Raw genomic sequence first — 16309 nt, forward strand, 5'->3', positions numbered from 1 at the left:
GGCCTACATCAATGCTACCCGACAAACATCACCGACACGCACAGCACGCCGACAATCAGCGTCAGCAGATTGCCGAAAGAACGGTACGGTTTGAGCGCCGGAATGAGATAGGTCGAAAGCGTCGGCATGATGAACAAAATCATGGCGATCAGCGGCCCGCTGATGGCGTAGATCATCGAAATCGCGTTCGGGTTGATGCAGCACACCACAAAGGTAATGAACGACACCGCCATGATCGACAGGGCGCGGTTAAAGGCGCGGCTCTTCTTAATCCCCACCTGATTCAGCGACGACTTGACGATCTCCGTTGCCCCTTCAATCACCCCAAAATAGGTGCCGAGGAAGGATTTCGACATCGCCACAATCGCCACTGCGATCCCCGAAATACCCAGCCAGGCCGGGGACGACGACATCATGGAGAGCGCAGAAAGAATCGTCACGCCTTCCTCTTTAGCCGCCACGATATACGACGGCGGAATCGACAGCAGGCAGCTGAAGACAAAGAACAGCACGCTCAGGCAAATGATCAGGTACGCGACCTTCATGATTTTTTTGCATTTATCCATTGCCGCATCGCCATACTTTTCGCGTCTGTCGACGGCAAAGGTAGAGATGATCGGCGTATGGCTAAAAGCGAAAACCATCACTGGAATAGAAATCCATACCTGGTGCAGGGTGTGCTGATCGAACGCCATCTGGCTGGTTAACAGCGACGGCTGCCAGCGGGTGGTGAGGTACAGCGACACAAACAGGAAGTAGGCGATCAGCGGGAAGACCAGGAACCCCATCACTTTGATGGTGACGTGGCGGCCCGTTAAGAAGATCAGATTCAGCACCATCACCACGCCGAGACTCACCAGCACGCGCACGGTGGTGTCGACGGTCAGATGTTTCGCCAGCTGTTCGGTGATCGAGTTGGTGATCGCCACGGCGTAAATCAGCACCACCACAAAGAAGGCGACAAAGTAGAGCGTGGTGATCAGATTGCCGATCTTTTTGCCGTAGTAGTGCGTCACCGCACTGGTGATCCCTTCGCTGCCTTTGGCGTTCGACGACAGGATGAACTGGGCCAGCGCTTTATGCGGCCAGTAGGTTAATGGATAAGCCACGAGGGCCGTAATCAGCAGGACAATCGCGCCTGCGGAGCCGAGCTGAATGGGCAAGAACAGGGTTCCTGCGCCCACGGCAGTGCCATAGAGGGCGAAACTCCAGAGAGTCTCTTCTTTTGACCAAATTTTCGACATTAGAGCAACGTATCAACTATAAAACGAACAAAAAGAAGCGTAATTTACCATAATTATGGATGGAAGGCGCAGTTGACGTCGCGGGGAGAGGCCGGAAGGGGCTTCCGGCCTGGTGGGGATCAGTTCGCCAGGGCGCGTCGTTGCTGGCGTCGCTTGATAAATTTATCGCGCAGCGTGTCGTACGCCCAGTTATAGAACATGGTGTACGGCAGGAAGAACAGGAAGAAACCTATTTCTAGGGTGAATGCCTGTAGCAGCGTCACGCCGAGCACCGCCGAAACGATCGACACCCCGATCACGATAAAGCCACACTCAAAGCCCAGGGCATGGAGGGCGCGCACTTTCGCGGTACGGGTAACGCGGTGAACCGGCCAGAAGCGGTCGAAGCCGAAGTTATAGATGATGTTCCAGACCATCGCCGTCGTCGCCAGAACAATGGTGAGTCCGCCCATCTCCATTACCGAACGCTGCATTAGCCAGGCGGCGGTCGGCGCCAGGATCGCCGTCGCAATCCCCTCGAAGCACACCGCGTGGAAGACGCGCTCCGGCAGTTTTCGTTTTTGTACATCGTGTTGCATAACCTGACCTCATGAATTCGCCGGAATGGGCGTTGATGCGAGCTATTTTTATCGTTATTTGTGATATATAAAAGATACTATCCATCGATAAAATAGATACTTCATGCGCTACTCCCCCGAAGCTCTGAACGCCTTCGTTGAAACCGTCGCCACTGGCTCGTTCTCCGCGGCGGCGCGACGCCTGCGTAAAAGCCAGTCCACTGTCAGCACCGCGATTGCCAATCTGGAAGCCGATCTCGGATTCGCGCTCTTTGACCGCTCCGCGCGCCAGCCGGTTTTAACCGAGCAGGGCGAACAGGTGTTGGGCTACGTGCAGTCGATTCTGGCTGCCATCGCGCGTCTGGATGAGCTGGCGGTCTCCCTGACGGCGCAGACCGAAGCCCGGCTGACCTTTGTGCTCTCAGACACGCTCAACCCGGACGTGCTGGAGGAGCTGATGATCCAGTTCGACAGGCGCTTTCCGCACACGGAGTTTGAGTGCCTGATTGGCGAGGAGGAGGACGTGATCGATCTTCTGCAAAAGGAGCGCGCGCAGATTGGCCTCACGGAGGCGCGCGACGTATATCCCACCGGGATCGGCGTGATCCGCCTGCCAATGCAAACCCAGATGGCGATCTATGTCTCGACCACCCATCCGCTCGCGGCGCAGGGCCGGGTGGAAGTCGATGAACTGCACGGCTGGCGCGAACTGCAGCTGAGCACCTATCTGGAACGCGAAACCCCCCAGGTGCGCGGCCCGATCTGGTCTGCGCCTAACTATCTGTTGCTGCTGAGCATGGCGGTGCAGGGCTTCGGCTGGTGCGCGTTGCCCTGTGCGCTGGTGGAGGAGTTTGCCGCCGCCAAAAGTCTGGTGCAAATCAGCGTTCCCGGCTGGCCGCGCTCGGTCGCCATCGATCTTCTGTGGAACAAACGCAGTCCGCCAGGCGTCGCCGGAAGCTGGCTGCGCCAGTATCTGCAGGACGCGCGCTAATCCTGTGACAAAACTCACTTTTTTTAAACAATTACGTTAATTGTTGATAACAATGCATCTACTATCAGCGGTGTCATTTTGCGCAGAGGTAGAGATGAAAGATGTCGTGATAGTGGGTGCGTTGCGTACGGCTATCGGCTGTTTTCAGGGCGCGCTGGCACGCCACTCGGCGGTTGAACTGGGGAGCGTGGTCGTGAAAGCCCTGGTCGAACGCAGTGGGATTGCCGCCCATGAAATTGATGAAGTGATCCTGGGCCAGGTGCTGACGGCGGGTGCCGGGCAGAACCCTGCGCGTCAGGCGGCGCTGAAAGGCGGGCTGCCGAATACGGTCTCGGCGATCACCATCAACGACGTCTGTGGCTCGGGGCTGAAAGCGCTGCATCTCGCGACCCAGGCGATTCAGTGCGGAGAGGCCGACGTGATCATCGCCGGCGGCCAGGAGAACATGAGCCGCGCGCCGCACGTTCTCACCGACAGTCGAACCGGCGCACAGCTTGGTAACAGCCAACTGCTCGACAGCCTGGTACACGACGGCCTGTGGGATGCGTTCAACGATTATCATATGGGCGTGACGGCGGAAAATCTGGCGCGGGAGTATGGCATCAGCCGTGAACTACAGGATGCCTACGCCCTCAGTTCGCAGCAAAAAGCGCGCGCCGCCATCGACTCCGGGCGTTTTCGCGATGAAATCGTGCCGGTGAATACGCTGCATCAAAACGGTCAACTGCTGATTGTCGACACCGACGAACAGCCGCGCACGGACGCCAGCGCCGAAGGGCTGGCGATGCTCAATCCTGCTTTTGAAACGCTCGGCTCGGTAACGGCGGGCAACGCCTCGTCGATCAACGACGGCGCGGCGGCGGTGGTGATGATGAGCGAAAGCAAAGCCGAAGAGCTGAATCTTCCGGTGCTGGCGCGCATCAAAGCCTTTGCCAGCGTGGGCGTCGATCCTGCCCTGATGGGGATCGCGCCGGTGTACGCCACGCGTCGCTGTCTGGAGCGTGCGGGCTGGCAGCTTGGCGATGTGGATCTGATTGAAGTGAACGAAGCCTTTGCTGCCCAGGCGATCTCGGTCGGGAAAATGCTGGAGTGGGATCCGAGCAGGGTGAATGTCAACGGCGGGGCGATTGCGCTCGGCCACCCGATTGGCGCGTCCGGCTGTCGTATTTTGGTCTCGCTGGTGCATGAGATGACCAAGCGCAACGCGCGCAAAGGGTTAGCCACCCTGTGCATTGGCGGCGGGCAGGGCGTGGCGTTAGCTATCGAAAGATAGTTCGCAGGAAATAACATTTTTACGAAGCCTCCTTATTGGAGGCTTTTTTGTATCCGTCTGAAATCTATTTTTACCCTTATGAGATGATTCTAAAGACTCCGGTTAAATCTAATAGCTTCGTATTCTGATCAAATACCCTCATTGTGTGATCTTAAACCTGAAATTCCCTTTTAATGCCCTGCGTTTGTTGATGGCTGTCACGTCGATCTTTGCCAAAAAAAGTGAAACAAATAATTACGATCTTGATCACTAAAATACTGTTGGTTAAAAAATAAAATGCAATTTCATAAAAACGAAACATCATTTTATTTACTTGAGGGTTTTTGCATGTTTAAGAAATCTCTGGTCCTTGCTTCTCTCGTTGGTGCGTCTTTTGCAGCTCAGGCTGTGACCGTTGACTTACGTCACGAATATATCGACAGCGGCTCTAACGCCGACCGTGTCTCCGTGTCACACCGCTTCGCCAATGGCTTAGGTTTCTCCGTGGAAGCGAAGTGGAAATCCGGCGGCGACAAAGCGGATCAGCCGTTTGCTGATGTCGTGGGTAACGGCCATGAAGACCAGATTAGCTGGCGCTGGAAAGCCACCGACAATATTGCGCTGACACCGGCATTTACTATCGAAAGTAATGACAGCCGTACCATCTATAAACCGAATCTGCATTTGCAATACAGTTTCGACAGCGGTTTCTACGTGGCTGCCCGTTATCGTTATGAATATACCCGCTACCCATCCAGCTCAAATAAAGACGATGATAAAGTGAATCGTGGCGATGCGTGGGTGGGTTGGGTGATGGGCGATTTCCGTACCGAGCTGAATTATGTTTATGCGAAGAGTTCAGAAGGGATGATTCGTAATAACAATAAAGATTATTCTAACGAATATAACGCCAAGCTGGCTTACAAATGGGATAAAAACTGGGCACCGTATGTGGAAGTGGGCAACGTGGGCGTGAAAGATACCGACGAGCGTCAGACCCGTTTCCGTTTAGGTGTGGCGTATTCCTTCTAAAAAATAATAAGCAGTACCTCCGGGAAAAAGCCGGCTCCACTGTGAGCCGGCTTTTTGCATTTCGATTCCGTGGTTTTGTAGGCCGGTGCAAGCGCAGCGCCGCCCGGCAAAAGCGCCCGATGGCGCTTCGCTTATCGGGCCTACGAAAAATAACAAACACCAAAAAAAAGCCCTCCAGGAGGAGGGCAAGGCCAGTTACAGAAACACTAACTAATCATGCATGCAACATTTCAGGTTGCTCGGGGAGTTTCGCGATATAGAGGGCCGGTTTGCCGTCTTTATCGGAACTGAACAGTACCGCTTTATCATCCGGGGTAAAGGATGGATGCGGGTGAGTCACCTGACGGCTGTTCGCCACGGTGGCCCAGGAGGTGTCATGCCGGGCGATGCGGAAGTGCGCTTTCTTCGCCACGTCAAAAGCATAAAGATAAGGATCGTTATCGATGGTATACCCGCTGGTGTCTTTCACATCCACCGGCGTGCCGGAGCCGTCGCCGACCAGCAGCGTGCCGTCGAAGTTACTCATCAAATGGGAGCAAGCGGGCATCTGCATCACCGCTTCGTTAACGCCGGTATCCGGGTTGAAGCTGTAAATGGTGCGGCCCTGCTGGCCCTTCAGATAGGAGACATACACCAGCGCGGAGCCGTTCGGCACCCAGAATTCATGGGTGCAGCTCTCGCCTTCGGCGTGCTCTTTCACTTTGCGCACGTTGCTCCCGTCTTCATTCACCATCCACATCCGCGCATCGACCAGGTCATGCGGCCCTTCGTGGCAGAAGGCGACGGTGTTGTCGTCGAACGGGCGGTAGATCGGGTGGCCGAGCCAGTTCTTCTCTTCATGAATGGTCGCGCTTTCACCGGTTTTCAGATCCACGCGCAGCAGGCGGCAGTGCGGCCCTTTGTGGAAAAAGTCGTGGAAAATTTTCCAGTCGTTGAGCGGCGTCCAGTCACTTTTTGCGATCTCGATTCCGACCAGTTTGGTGCAATCGCTGTTGGCGACCCAGGTGCCGTAGCCGACCCACTCGTCGGAGACGCGATACACTTCGCGCTCGACCAGCGTCTCAAGATTCACTTCCAGCAGGGTGCGATCGTTTTTGACGTAATAGAGGGACTTATCGTCCGGCGACAGAAAACCGCCGAAGGTGTTATCCCCCGCGCCTTCCGTCAGCTGCACCGCTTCGGCTTTTTTCAGATCCAGCAGGTAGTAGTTCCAGTGGCCGTCGAACTCCCCGGCGAACAGCAGGTGGCTGCCATCATTAAAGAAGCACTTCTGATAAAAGTAGTTTCGATGACAGGTGATTTCCGGTGGGGTCAGGCGGGTGATTTCCACGCCCGTATCCGGATCCTGGCTGACGTCATAGTTCAGCGTGACCCGCATACCTTTAGCCATGATGTGCTCCTTCAAGCGATAAGTTAAAAACTGAGTATTAAATTATCAAAACATCGTTTCAATGTGTGTGACTGATGGCGCACTTTGTAAGATTAATTGTCGGCGGTGATGAGTATCTTTGATTTTGAACAGCGAATGTTTTCTCTGCTGTCAAAACTTAAAGGTTTTATAATTTATTGTTTACTATGATAAATGTTCTGTCCTGTTTTCCCTTCGAACACATCTCAAGCCGCGTCAACTCTCAACAATCGTGATCCAAACTACACTTCTGCCAATAACATGCAGAAAAAGTGAAACAACGTTTTAAATGTAATTGAAAACCCATTTCGCAGCGGATACTATGTCCCCATCGAGAAAACGGAACGTTGTTTCGTTAATTATCCTGGCCCTCGGGCACGATCAATTCTGGAGGTAAATGTGGACGTCAGACAAAGCATCCACAGCGCGCACGCTAAGACGCTGGATACTCAGGGGCTGCGCGATGAGTTTTTAGTTGAGAAGGTGTTTGTTGCTGATGAGTACACCATGGTGTACAGCCACATCGACCGCATCATCGTCGGCGGCATTATGCCAGCCAGCAAAACCGTCTCTGTGGGCGGCGAAGTGGGTAAACAGCTGGGCGTGAGCTATTTCCTCGAGCGCCGCGAGCTGGGTGTGATCAACATCGGCGGGCCGGGCACCATCACCGTTGACGGCAAGTGCTTTGAGATCGGTCATCGTGACGCCCTGTATGTCGGCAAAGGCGCACAGGAAGTGGTGTTCGCCAGCATCGATAGCAGCAAACCGGCGAAGTTCTACTACAACTGCGCTCCGGCGCACACGGCCTACCCGACCAAAAAAGTGACGCCTGCGGACGTCGCGCCGGTCACCCTCGGCGACAACCTCACCAGCAACCGCCGCACCATCAACAAATACTTCGTTCCCGATGTGCTGGAAACCTGCCAGCTCAGCATGGGCCTGACCGAACTCGACCCAGGCAATCTGTGGAACACCATGCCGTGCCATACCCATGAGCGCCGCATGGAAGTGTACTTCTATTTCAACATGGACGAAGACGCCTGCGTGTTCCACATGATGGGGCAGCCGCAAGAGACGCGCCATATCGTGATGCAAAACGAGCAGGCGGTGATTTCCCCGAGCTGGTCCATTCACTCCGGTGTTGGCACCAAAGCCTATACCTTCATCTGGGGTATGGTCGGTGAAAACCAGGTCTTCGATGACATGGACCACGTCGCTGTTAAGGATCTGCGCTAGTCGCGGGCAGTTGAGCATAAACCTGCCTGTTCGTGACAGGCTCTGAAAGATTAAGGAACAAACATGATTCTGGATGCATTTTCTCTGCAGGGTAAAGTAGCGGTCGTGACCGGGTGTGACACCGGTCTGGGCCAGGGTATGGCGCTGGGTCTGGCGGAAGCGGGCTGCGACATCGTCGGGATCAACATTGTTGAACCTACCGAAACTATCGAGCGCGTTACCGCGCTGGGCCGTCGCTTCCTGAGCCTGACGGCTGACCTGCGTAAAATCGACGTGATCCCTGAGCTGCTGGACCGCGCGGTGGCTGAATTTGGTCATATCGATGTGCTGGTGAACAACGCCGGTCTGATTCGTCGTGAAGACGCGATCAACTTCAGCGAGCGCGACTGGGATGACGTCATGAACCTGAACATTAAGAGCGTGTTCTTCATGTCTCAGGCGGCGGCGAAGCACTTTATCGCCCAGGGTAACGGCGGCAAGATCATCAATATCGCGTCGATGCTCTCCTTCCAGGGCGGCATCCGGGTTCCGTCTTACACCGCCTCAAAAAGTGCGGTGATGGGTGTGACCCGTCTGCTGGCGAACGAGTGGGCGAAGCACAACATCAACGTCAACGCGATTGCGCCGGGCTACATGGCGACCAATAACACCCAGCAGCTGCGTGCGGACGAAGCGCGTAGCGCGGAAATTCTGGATCGCATCCCGGCGGGCCGCTGGGGCTTGCCGAGCGATCTGATGGGGCCGATTGTGTTCCTGGCATCGCCTGCGTCAGACTACATCAACGGCTACACCGTTGCGGTCGACGGTGGCTGGCTGGCGCGTTAATTCTCGCCCTGCGAAGAAACCTCTGCCTGGTGCGGAGGTTTTTTTTGTCCAAAAATCGGCTTGTCCATATTCATAAAGTCATAAAATCCATAGTGAAAATCCCATATGGACATGCATCACAACTTTATGGCTTATAAATTAACGCGTTAACAATAAATGGTGATTAATGACTCAGAGTTGAAATTGTAATGTCCATCACAGAACGCTACTGCCCAGCCAGATAATCCATAACTTCACGTTTTACGGCCTGACACTTTTGCTGGCTTTCTCGTAATTTCAGTTAACGTCTTAACGCTGTTCAGGCAGGAAATGATGACCTCAATTAATGACTCGACCTTAATGCCCCGCGCCCTGCGCGATACCCGCAGAATGAATCTGTTTGTTTCCGTTTCGGCGGCGGTGGCCGGTTTGCTGTTTGGCCTGGATATCGGCGTGATCGCCGGTGCGCTGCCGTTCATTACCGACCACTTTACTCTCAGCAGCCGTCTGCAGGAGTGGGTGGTAAGCAGCATGATGCTCGGGGCGGCGCTGGGTGCGCTGTTCAACGGCTGGCTCTCGTTCCGGCTCGGGCGCAAGTACAGCCTGATGGTCGGCGCAGTGCTGTTCGTCGCCGGTTCGCTCGGTTCCGCGTTTGCGACGGGCGTCGAGGCTTTGCTGCTCTCCCGCGTGCTGCTGGGCGTGGCGGTGGGGATCGCGTCCTACACCGCGCCGCTCTATCTCTCTGAAATGGCGAGCGAAAACGTACGCGGGAAAATGATCAGCATGTATCAGCTGATGGTGACGCTGGGGATCGTGCTGGCGTTCCTGTCGGACACGTATTTCAGCTACAGCGGCAACTGGCGGGCGATGCTGGGCGTGCTGGCGCTGCCTGCCGTGTTGCTGATGGTACTGGTGATTTTTCTGCCGAACAGCCCGCGCTGGCTGGCGCAAAAAGGGCGTCACGTTGAGGCGGAAGAGGTGCTGCGCATGCTGCGAGACACCTCCGAAAAAGCGCGCGAAGAGCTGAACGAAATCCGCGAAAGCCTGAAGTTAAAGCAGGGCGGCTGGTCGCTGTTCAAAGCCAACCGCAACGTGCGCCGGGCGGTGTTCCTTGGGATGTTGCTGCAGGCGATGCAGCAGTTCACCGGGATGAACATCATCATGTACTACGCCCCGCGGATCTTCAATATGGCCGGGTTTACCACCACCGAACAGCAGATGATCGCCACGCTGGTGGTGGGCCTGACCTTTATGTTCGCCACCTTTATTGCGGTGTTTACCGTCGATAAAGCGGGGCGCAAACCGGCGCTGAAAATCGGCTTTAGCGTGATGGCGCTCGGGACGCTGATCCTCGGGTACTGCCTGATGCAGTTCGATAACGGCACGGCGTCCAGCAGTCTTTCGTGGCTTTCCGTCGGCATGACGATGATGTGTATTGCGGGATACGCGATGAGCGCCGCGCCGGTGGTGTGGATCCTGTGCTCGGAGATCCAGCCCCTGAAATGCCGCGACTTTGGTATCACCTGTTCCACCACCACCAACTGGGTGTCGAACATGATTATCGGCGCGACCTTCCTGACCCTGCTTGATTCCATCGGGGCTGCGGGAACATTCTGGCTCTATACGGTGCTGAATGTGGCGTTTATCGGCGTCACGTTCTGGCTGATTCCTGAAACCAAAAACGTCACTCTGGAACATATTGAACGCAGGCTGATGGCGGGGGAGAAGTTAAGAAACATTGGTGTGTAATTTTATTGCCCGGCGGCGCTGCGCTTGCCGGTCCTGGGGTACTGAGTAGGCCGGGTAAGGCGTAGCCGCCACCCGGCTTTTTTTACACCCGCGCCAGATAAAGTGCCGGCATCCCTTCCTCATCCGACGTATACAGCACCCACTGATTGTCCGGCGAAAACGACGGGTGCGGATGCGTCACCTGACGGTCGCCGTCGAGCACTTTCCAACTGGTGTTGTGCTGGCAAATCGCCTTTTGCGTTCCGGCGTTAATATCAAACACCCAGATAAACGGATCGTTCAGGCTGATATCGCCGGTGTTATGCGGTGCGCCGTCGCCGACGATCAGCGAGCCGTCGTGGTTGCTCATCAGATGCGAACAGGGCGGGATCGCCATCAGCTGACGATTTTCCAGCGTCAGCGGATCGGCGCTGTAAAGATAGCGCTGCGGATCGTTCTCTTTATGCGCGACGTAATAGAGCGCCGAACCATCCGGCACCCAAAACTCATGGGTAAAACTTTCACCCGTCGCGTGCTGGCGCACTTTGCGCAGATTACTGCCATCGGGATTAATGAGCCACATGCGGGCGTCGATCCCATCGCGCGGCCCTTCGTGGCAAAACGCCACGGTGCTGTCGTCAAACGGGCGGTAAATCGGATGCCCGAGCCAGCGTTTCTCCTGCAAAATCACCTGCTGCTCGCCGGTGCGCAGATCGATATTGATCAGGCGGCATTCGGGTTGAGTGAAGTAAAACGCGCGGAATTTGCTCCAGTCGGTCAGCGGCTGCCAGTCACTCTTTTTGATTTCGATCCCAACCAGTTTTGTGCAGTCGGAATTGGCGACCCAGGTGCCGTACGCCACCCACTCGTCATCCACTTGATACACAATCTGCTCTTCGAAGCTCTCGAGGCAGACGCGCCGCAGTTCGCGGCTGTTTTTCACGTACCACAGAGACTGGTCGTCAGCCGATAAAAAGCCGCCAAAGGTGTTATCGCCCGCCCCGTCGGTGAGCTGGGTGGCTTGCTGTCCGGCGATATCCAGCAGGTAGTAGTTCCAGTGACCCTCGAACGCACCGCCAAAAATCAGCTTGCTGCCGTCCTGGGTAAAGCATTTTTGATAGAAGTAGTTGCGATGACAAATGATGTGCGGGGGCGTCATCCGTATCACTTCGTGCCCCGTTTGACTGTCCAGGCGCGTGCGAAAATTCAGCGGGATGATTTTGCCTTTCATAGGAAATTCTCCGGATAAAAAAATACCCTGCCACCGGAAGTGACAGGGCAGGGTAGGGCAATGGAATTAGCGCATCGCGCGTTTCAGGATGCGTTCCGCCTGACGCTGGAAGTCCGTTGCGGTCTCTTCTACGGATTTCTGGCCGTAGTCGATGTACTGCAGAGAGGTGCCGAACTGCGCCACGATCTGCGGATCGTCAAAGTATGGCGACACGGAGAGTTTGGCTGGCAGAGACTGCGCCAGGCGCAGGCCCGCGACCGCCGGATCGTTCTCTTTGATGGTGCCGTCTTCCGTCAGGTATTTCACCGCCACTTTGCTCAGCGGCACGCCGCGCTCCAGACCTAGCGTATCCACGCCCTCTTTGCTGTTCAGCAGGAAGTTAATGACTTTCGCCGCCGCTTCCGGGTTTTTGCTCGACTTACCGATGGAGAGCATCTGCGCCGGTTTGAAGAACAGGCCCGCATCCGTTGCGCCTGGCAGCATTGGGTAGTTACCCAGCTCCAGTTTTGCCGGTGGCTTCAGGTTGTCGGAGTATTTGTTGATGGTGGAGTTCCACATGTAGGTGCCGCCCCATTCGCCCTGGATCCACGGCTTCATTTCATACATGTTGCTCTTGCCGAATGACGCGTAGTACTTGGTATCAGGCATCACGTGGCTATCAACCAGATCTTTGTAAGTCTGGAAGAATTCCACCCACTGCTCTTTGCTGTAGGAGAATTTTTTCGCTTTTTCATCCACCGCCGGGATGTTGTATTTCTGAATCATGTAGGAATTCAGTAGCGCCAGGGTGTCCTGATGTTCCAGAACCACCGGGTAATACTGTTTGCCCAGTTTGCTCTCAAAAGCTTTACCCGCCGCTTTCAGCTCGTCCCAGGTTTTCGGGTACTCAACGCCCGCTTTTTTCCAGGTCTCATCGTTAAAATAGAACACGCGTGCGGTGACGGAGATCGGAATACCGTTCAGCTTGCCGTCGACGGTGGTGGACTGCAGCTCTTTCGGATCGAACTGAGACAGGTCGATCACGTCCTTCATTTTGTTCAGATCGTAGAAGCCGTCGCCGGTTTTCGAGAAGATCGGCAGCCAGTTCCAGTTGGTCTGCATCACGTCAGGCTCAGTACCGCCCGCAATCTGGGTGGTCAGACGCGACAGGTGGCCGTCCCAGCCGGTGTATTCGGCTTTGACGGTGATGTCCGGATTCTGTTTGTGGAACTCTTCTAACGCTTTCAGGGTGACCTGATGGCGACCGTTGCCGCCCCACCAGGACATACGTAAATCAACATCTTGCGCCATCGTTGGCAGGGCAGTAAGACCCAGGGTAGCGGAGATTGCTGCGCTTAAAAGCACTTTTTTCATTCTTATAAACTCCAGTTAGATTGAGATGTTCAGTTCAGTTTTTGCATCAAAAATGTGGCACTTATTCATATCAAACTTGAAATACACCTGACGATGAAGACCTTTATCAATCATCGGCTTAGCTTCATCGGAAGGAATTCGGGCGGTCAGTTCGTAATCGGACACTTTCAGGTAGACGAAGAACTCGTGACCCATATTCTCCACGCGCACCAGCTCACCGCTGCAGCCGCCTTCGGCGAACGGCTCGTCAGAGACCGAGACGAATTCCGGGCGAATGCCGTAGAAAGTCTCCTGCGCCTGATGGCCGACCACTTTGTCGTGCAGGGTTTCGCTTAACGGCATGGTTTCGCTGCCGATGCTCAGCGCCAGACGGCCCTGCTGATCGACCAGACGGGTGGCGCGAATGTTCATCTCCGGCGCGCCGATAAAGCCCGCCACGAACATGTTTTTCGGCTTGTGGTACAGGTTGTCCGGGGTGTCCACCTGCATGATGTGGCCGAGCTTCATCACGCAGATGCGGTCGCCCATGGTCATCGCTTCCGTCTGATCGTGCGTCACGTAGACGGTGGTCGCCGGTTTGCCGGATTTCTTCAGCTGTTTGTGCAGGTCAGAGATACGGATGCGCATCGAGGCGCGCAGTTTGGCGTCGAGGTTGGAGAGCGGTTCATCGAACAGGAACACGTCGGGCTTTTTCACAATCGCACGGCCCACGGCCACGCGCTGCGCCTGGCCACCAGAGAGCTGACGCGGCAGACGATCCAGCAGCTCTTCCAGCTCGAGGATTTTCGCCGCTTCGTTCACCTGGGACTCAATCTGATCTTTCGGCATTTTGCTCAGCTTCAGACCGAAGGCCAGATTTTCGCGCACGGTCATGTGCGGATAGAGCGCGTAGTTCTGGAACACCATCGCAATTCCACGCTCTTTTGGCGCGAGGTTGTTGACGATCTTCTCGCCGATGCGCACTTCGCCGCCGCTGATGGTTTCCAGTCCTGCGAGCATACGCAGGGTGGTGGATTTGGCGCAGCCGGATGGCCCGACGATCACCATGAACTCCCCTTCAGCGATTTTCAGGTCGATAGCATGTACCGCTTTGAAGCCGTTGGAGTAGACCTTTTCCAGTTTATTGAAAATAACTTCAGCCATGATATTTCCCTCTTAACCTTTAATTCCGCTGCTGGTTACGCCCTGTACGAAGTAGCGCTGTGCCAGGAAGAAGACAATGATGGATGGCAGAATGGAGATGCTCGCCATTGCCAGAATTTCGTTCCACGGCGCACCTTCGGTGACGTCGATGGACATTTTCAGAGCCAGTGCAATCGGGTATTTGTCCACGCTGTAGACGTAAATCAGCGGCCCGATAAAGTCGTTCATTGACCACATGAACTGGAACAGGGCGACGGAGATAATGGCCGGTTTCAGAATCGGTACCACCACGTACCAGAGCACCTGAATTGAGTTACAGCCGTCGATCTGCGCGGCCTCTTCCATGTCACGCGGCACGCCGCGCAGGAACTGAATCAGCATGAAGACGAAGAATCCCTGAGTGGCAAACGCCAGCGGCAGGTACAGCGGCATATAGCTGTTCAGCATGCCCATTTCGCGGAACATCAGGTACTGCGGGATCAGCAGGACCGTGCTCGGCAGCAGCATGGTGGTGATGAGCGTGGCGAACCAGAATTTCTTCCACGGGATCTCGAAGCGGGCAAAGCCGTACGCCACGATGGTGGAGGAGATAATGGTCAGAATCACTTTCGGGATCACATACTTAAAGGTGTTCAGCATGTAATGACCAAAGTTGTATTCGGTACCGGTTTTCCAGCCGTTGACGAAGCCGTCCCAGGTGGCGTGGGCGGGCCACAGGCTCAGGGTGGTGAAGATCTCGTGGTTCGGTTTGAACGACGCCGAGAACATCCACACCAGCGGATAGAGCATCAGCAGGCCGACAAACAGCAGGATCACGTAGCGAATGCTGGCGTTGATCTTCTCTTTGCGCAGCGTGCGAGCCACTTCGCGTTCCGCGATGCTTCTCGCCGTGGAGAGTTCCTGAATATCAGCCATTTTTGCCTCCCTTATCGGCGGAGTAGAACACCCAGTATTTCGAAGACTTAAAGGCGATAGCGGCGAAGACCGCGACGACCAGGAACAGAACCCAGGCCAGTGCCGCGCCGTAGCCCATATCAAAGTATTTGAAGGCGGTGTCGTAGATGTAGAGTGAGAACAGATAGGTCGAGTAGGTTGGTCCACCGCCCGTTATCACGTACGGTCCGGTAAACTCCTGGAACGCCTGGGTGGTCTGCATGATGAAGTTGAAGAAGATCACCGGCGTAATCAGCGGCACGGTCACTTTCATGAACATCTGCCATTTAGACGCACCGTCGATCATTGCCGCTTCATACTGAGACTGCGGCACGTTTTGCAGGGCGGCCAGGAAGATGACCATTGCAGAACCAAACTGCCAGACGCGCAGTAAGGTCACGGACATCAGCGCCAGAGAAGGCTCGCCGAGCCAGTTCACCGGGTCGAGGCCAAATACGCCAATAAAGCTGTTCAGCAGGCCATCAATTGCAAACAGCGCACGCCACAAAACAGCAATGGCGACGGAGCTGCCGAGGATGGACGGAATATAATAGGCGGTTCGGAAGAATCCTATGCCGCGTAATTTGAAGTTCAGGACAAATGCAATCCCAAGCGCAAAGGCAAGCTTCAGCGGGATGGTCAAAAATACATACGCAAAGGTCACGCCCATGGATTTCCAGAAGAGCGTATCTTCCGTAAACATGTAGCGGTAATTCTCAATGCCGTTAAAAACCGGCGGGCTCATCAGATCGTAATCCGTAAAACTGAGAAAGAACGATGAGACAAAGGGAAACGCGGTAAAGATTATCAACCCGATAATGTAGGGTGATATCCACGCTAGCCCCAGCATTTTGTTTTCATTCATACATACCTACCTGGCAATCAATGGTTTAAAACGGAATCTGCTGGTGGTGCTGCTTCCCGCGTCTCTTTTACGAGACGGGAAAACGTGTGTTCGCTGTGCGTTGCACGAGTGTTACTCCATTTACCTTCTGATTTGTAAGATGTTTTCTAGTTGCCCTGGTTCGGGAACTTTCAGGGTTTCAAAAACTGACGAACCGCTGTCCTTAATTTGTAAAACATCGTTTTAATTTATTTTATTGCGATTTGTTTCTGCGTCATTCGATAAATGGTGGAAATGTGATCGCGGTCGAAACGCTGTTTCAATAAGGTGAGGTGGCTGGCAATTTTGACTTTACTGGAGAAGAAAAGCCGAAGGAGAGAAGAGCGGTGATGGGTCAGACAGGTGTCTTTGTAACATTCAATAACTGGCTGAGACTAACTACCAAATTTCGTAGCACATTCCTCATTTTTTGCAAACTAACATTCAGATGATTCTTACTTTCGGGTATCATCCCTTTTTCCTAACTGTCATTGGCAGAATTTCACTGCAACTT

The 16309-nt window shown here is 54.6% G+C and carries 14 protein-coding genes; 6 read left to right on the forward strand and 8 right to left on the reverse strand.

Translation table 11 applies throughout. The annotated features are described in order from the left end of the window. Positions 1-14 precede the first annotated feature (14 nt). Together QQF33_RS05105 and QQF33_RS05110 are read right to left on the reverse strand one after the other, a co-directional pair. Positions 15-1244 (reverse strand): amino acid permease, encoded by a 1230-nt coding sequence (locus tag QQF33_RS05105; RefSeq protein ID WP_285157478.1) that lies wholly within the window; start codon positions 1242-1244, stop codon positions 15-17. 119 nt (positions 1245-1363) lie between these two features. Beyond that, complete coding sequence (locus QQF33_RS05110; protein ID WP_285157479.1) at positions 1364-1822, reverse strand: multidrug/biocide efflux PACE transporter; 459 nt, start codon at positions 1820-1822, stop codon at positions 1364-1366. Positions 1823-1925: 103 nt separating this feature from the next. Between QQF33_RS05110 and QQF33_RS05115 the strand changes: the two genes are divergently transcribed. The 3 genes from QQF33_RS05115 to QQF33_RS05125 all read left to right on the forward strand — a co-directional run bounded on the left by QQF33_RS05115 (position 1926) and on the right by QQF33_RS05125 (position 5076). Further along, a complete protein-coding gene (locus tag QQF33_RS05115) occupies positions 1926-2792 on the forward strand; it encodes a LysR family transcriptional regulator (protein WP_285157480.1) in 867 nt (288 codons plus the stop codon). A gap of 94 nt (positions 2793-2886) precedes the next feature. After that, positions 2887-4065 (forward strand): acetyl-CoA C-acetyltransferase, encoded by a 1179-nt coding sequence (locus QQF33_RS05120; protein WP_285157481.1) that lies wholly within the window; start codon positions 2887-2889, stop codon positions 4063-4065. A 327-nt stretch (positions 4066-4392) separates the two neighbouring features. Further along, a complete protein-coding gene (locus QQF33_RS05125) occupies positions 4393-5076 on the forward strand; it encodes an oligogalacturonate-specific porin KdgM family protein (RefSeq protein ID WP_282494460.1) in 684 nt (227 codons plus the stop codon). Positions 5077-5290: 214 nt separating this feature from the next. Here QQF33_RS05125 and QQF33_RS05130 read toward each other — a convergent pair whose 3' ends face one another. Beyond that, positions 5291-6466 carry an oligogalacturonate lyase family protein gene (locus tag QQF33_RS05130; protein ID WP_285143770.1) on the reverse strand — a complete coding sequence of 392 codons (1176 nt, stop codon included), beginning with the start codon at positions 6464-6466 and terminating at the stop codon, positions 5291-5293. 417 nt (positions 6467-6883) lie between these two features. Here QQF33_RS05130 and kduI point away from each other — a divergent pair, with 417 nt between their 5' ends. From kduI to araE, 3 genes are all read left to right on the forward strand, one after another. Continuing rightward, positions 6884-7720, forward strand: coding sequence for a 5-dehydro-4-deoxy-D-glucuronate isomerase (gene kduI, locus QQF33_RS05135; protein WP_282494462.1), 837 nt, complete (start codon positions 6884-6886; stop codon positions 7718-7720). A 63-nt stretch (positions 7721-7783) separates the two neighbouring features. Continuing rightward, positions 7784-8545, forward strand: a complete 762-nt coding sequence (gene kduD, locus QQF33_RS05140; protein ID WP_282494463.1) for a 2-dehydro-3-deoxy-D-gluconate 5-dehydrogenase KduD — start codon at positions 7784-7786, stop codon at positions 8543-8545. A gap of 294 nt (positions 8546-8839) precedes the next feature. Next, positions 8840-10273 carry an arabinose-proton symporter AraE gene (gene araE, locus QQF33_RS05145; RefSeq protein WP_285157501.1) on the forward strand — a complete coding sequence of 478 codons (1434 nt, stop codon included), beginning with the start codon at positions 8840-8842 and terminating at the stop codon, positions 10271-10273. An 82-nt stretch (positions 10274-10355) separates the two neighbouring features. Here the strand turns inward: araE and QQF33_RS05150 are convergent, their stop codons facing one another. From QQF33_RS05150 to QQF33_RS05170, 5 genes are all read right to left on the reverse strand, one after another. Further along, the gene (locus QQF33_RS05150; RefSeq protein ID WP_285157482.1) at positions 10356-11483 is read right to left on the reverse strand and encodes an oligogalacturonate lyase family protein; all 1128 of its coding nucleotides are present in this window, start codon (positions 11481-11483) and stop codon (positions 10356-10358) included. A 66-nt stretch (positions 11484-11549) separates the two neighbouring features. Beyond that, on the reverse strand, positions 11550-12836 hold the full coding sequence (locus tag QQF33_RS05155; protein ID WP_282494465.1) for an ABC transporter substrate-binding protein: 1287 nt from the start codon (positions 12834-12836) through the stop codon (positions 11550-11552). A gap of 15 nt (positions 12837-12851) precedes the next feature. Further along, positions 12852-13979, reverse strand: coding sequence for an ABC transporter ATP-binding protein (locus QQF33_RS05160; protein WP_285157483.1), 1128 nt, complete (start codon positions 13977-13979; stop codon positions 12852-12854). Positions 13980-13991: 12 nt separating this feature from the next. Continuing rightward, positions 13992-14894, reverse strand: coding sequence for a carbohydrate ABC transporter permease (locus QQF33_RS05165; protein WP_282494467.1), 903 nt, complete (start codon positions 14892-14894; stop codon positions 13992-13994). Then, complete coding sequence (locus QQF33_RS05170) at positions 14887-15777, reverse strand: carbohydrate ABC transporter permease (RefSeq protein WP_095283226.1); 891 nt, start codon at positions 15775-15777, stop codon at positions 14887-14889. The genes QQF33_RS05165 and QQF33_RS05170 overlap by 8 nt, the downstream gene beginning before the upstream one ends. Positions 15778-16309: the final 532 nt, after the last annotated feature.

It is taken from the genome of Lelliottia wanjuensis, assembly GCF_030238365.1.
Lineage (GTDB): Bacteria > Pseudomonadota > Gammaproteobacteria > Enterobacterales > Enterobacteriaceae > Enterobacter > Enterobacter wanjuensis.

Excerpts from the sequence above, each read along its gene's own strand:
- QQF33_RS05160 (WP_285157483.1), bottom strand. The coding sequence starts at position 13,979 with ATGGCTGAAGTTATTTTCAATAAACTGGAAAAGGTCTACTCCAACGGC.
- QQF33_RS05170 (WP_095283226.1), bottom strand. The coding sequence starts at position 15,777 with ATGAATGAAAACAAAATGCTGGGGCTAGCGTGGATATCACCCTACATT.
- kduD (WP_282494463.1), top strand. The coding sequence starts at position 7,784 with ATGATTCTGGATGCATTTTCTCTGCAGGGTAAAGTAGCGGTCGTGACC.
- QQF33_RS05105 (WP_285157478.1), bottom strand. The coding sequence starts at position 1,244 with ATGTCGAAAATTTGGTCAAAAGAAGAGACTCTCTGGAGTTTCGCCCTC.
- QQF33_RS05130 (WP_285143770.1), bottom strand. The coding sequence starts at position 6,466 with ATGGCTAAAGGTATGCGGGTCACGCTGAACTATGACGTCAGCCAGGAT.
- QQF33_RS05150 (WP_285157482.1), bottom strand. The coding sequence starts at position 11,483 with ATGAAAGGCAAAATCATCCCGCTGAATTTTCGCACGCGCCTGGACAGT.
- QQF33_RS05115 (WP_285157480.1), top strand. The coding sequence starts at position 1,926 with ATGCGCTACTCCCCCGAAGCTCTGAACGCCTTCGTTGAAACCGTCGCC.
- QQF33_RS05125 (WP_282494460.1), top strand. The coding sequence starts at position 4,393 with ATGTTTAAGAAATCTCTGGTCCTTGCTTCTCTCGTTGGTGCGTCTTTT.
- QQF33_RS05120 (WP_285157481.1), top strand. The coding sequence starts at position 2,887 with ATGAAAGATGTCGTGATAGTGGGTGCGTTGCGTACGGCTATCGGCTGT.
- QQF33_RS05110 (WP_285157479.1), bottom strand. The coding sequence starts at position 1,822 with ATGCAACACGATGTACAAAAACGAAAACTGCCGGAGCGCGTCTTCCAC.
- QQF33_RS05155 (WP_282494465.1), bottom strand. The coding sequence starts at position 12,836 with ATGAAAAAAGTGCTTTTAAGCGCAGCAATCTCCGCTACCCTGGGTCTT.
- QQF33_RS05165 (WP_282494467.1), bottom strand. The coding sequence starts at position 14,894 with ATGGCTGATATTCAGGAACTCTCCACGGCGAGAAGCATCGCGGAACGC.